Below are 1,967 nucleotides of genomic sequence, written 5' to 3'. Positions count from 1 at the left end.
TGGCGAATCCGGAACCGCGTCACCGGTCCCGACACGTCCCGCCTGACGCGGACCCCCACGAGGGGAGTCCTCTCGGCGGGGTGGCCGTGCTGCGCACAGACGTCTCGGCCGCCCCGCTGGTCAACCCGTCGGAAAGGGCGTGATGTGAGGACGATAGGACGCGGTGGTCGGCGAACACCATCCCGGAGGGGCATATGCGCGCCGACCAGCCGCCGTGACGCGCCGGGCGGAGGGCCGCTGCTTCGCCTGGGCCGATCGGTTCTGACTAGCTGGGCCGTAGTTCTGCGGCTGCTCGTCGTGCTGGGGGCGCTGGTGGTGCTGGTCCTGCTCGCGGTGTCGGCGCTGCCCGCCAACTCGACCGTGGAGATCGGGCCGCTGCGCATCGCCCGCACCCAGCTCGGCTGACCGGTGACCGGGGGCGCCCGCCGAGCGGTGCGGCGCCCCCGGACCCCTGCCGGGCCCTGGCGGTGTCCGGTGATTCGTTGTCGCGGCCAGAGCGTGATGGCGGCGGTGGTGAGTTCGGCCTGGTGGCAGGCGGCGCGTGTGGCGTAGCGGGGTGGCCGGGCCGCGGAACTGCTCGAGCCGGTTGAAGCAGCGCTCGACGCTGGAGTCGGCACCGACGGCCCACTCCCCACGGCCCGTGCCGCTCCGGCAGGTCCCGCCACGGGGCGCCGCTAGCCCGCCGCGAGCGCGTCGTGACCGCCCGCGCGGGCGACGTGCTCGATCTCGGCCCGCAGGGCCTCGGGGTCCGGGTGGGGGTGGCCGGGGAACGGGGTGACGGTGACGGTGTCGTGCGTGATCGACCAAGTGCCGGTGATGCGGCCGTCCACCACGACCACCGGGGAGATCCAGCCCGCCGCCCGGCTGACCAGGGGGCGGTGCTCGGGGGCGAGCAGGGCCCGGTCGGCGGTGCCCGGTCCCAGGACGTGCTGGTCGAACGGGCCCAGCAGGCGGACCGACGTGGTGGGCTCCGCGGTCGCGAGGGCGTCCGCGTGCTCGGCGAGGAGGTGGGTGGTGCGGCCTTCGACGTCGACGGTCACCAGGCGGTCGCCCAGGTCCGCGAACCACTTGCGCAGCACCGGTTTGCGCAGGGCGCCGCGCAGCAGCCAGGCGTCGAACGCCTCCGGGGTCGCCGGGCCGTACGCGCTCAGGTAGGCGGTGATCACGCGGGGTGCGGCGTCGTCCGGGTCGGGGAGCGCCCGCCACGGCGGGGTGGTGAACGCGACGCGGGCGCCGTCCGGGGGCGCGTGGCGCAGGACCCCTTGCCAGGACAGGGTTTTCAGCAGGGCGCCCCAGGAGGAGCGGAGCTGGTCGGCCAGGGCGGTGAGGCGCGGGTCGGCGGCGAGCGCGGTCGCGAGCTCCTCGCGGGACAGGGGTTCTCCGCCGGCGAGCAGCGCGCCGACCGCCTCGGCCAGGGCGGCGACCTGGGCGGGGGTCGCGCCGAACGCCTTCTGCCAGGACGGGCGCTCCCAGGTGCGCGCCGAGGCGAGCAGGGAGAGCACGTCGGGGGCGGTGTCGGGGCGCAGCAGGTGCAGGGTGCCGCGCGCGGCCCAGGTCCTCACCAGCGCGCCGGACGCCAGGTCGCGCGCCACCCCGCCCGCGGCGCCGGTGCGCGTCGCGACGGCGAACTCGGCCGCCGACGCCACCTGCGCCTGCACCCCGCACAACCGCTCCACGACCTCCCCGGCGGTCACGGCGGCACGCGGGTCGAGGAACTGCCTGCCCAGCCGCCACGACCGCACCTGGTCCCAGGTCACCGACGCGCTCATGGGCGGAGCATAGGGGCACGGGCACAGCATTCGGCGGCGGACCGGGACGGGAGGGCGGCCTGCCGGTGACCGAGTTCTTGTCGATCCGCGCTGTCGACATCCGTTGCTCGAACTGCCGCAGGGCTCTTCGACCGCTGTGGCGGGCGGGTGTCTGATCGGTGAGCGGTGCTGGACCGAGCACCGGTCGGGCGAATCGCC

The 1,967-nt window shown here is 75.8% G+C and carries 1 protein-coding gene; it reads right to left on the bottom strand.

Annotation, left to right across the window (positions count from 1 at the left end):
* Window positions 1–674: 674 nt before the first annotated feature.
* Entirely contained in the window at window positions 675–1,769 is a 1,095-nt protein-coding gene (locus tag ACTUAL_RS27905; RefSeq protein ID WP_440902324.1) for a winged helix DNA-binding domain-containing protein, read from the bottom strand.
* Window positions 1,770–1,967 lie beyond the last annotated feature (198 nt).

This window comes from Actinosynnema sp. (assembly GCF_052038725.1).
This window is presented reverse-complemented; position numbering and strand designations above follow the sequence as displayed.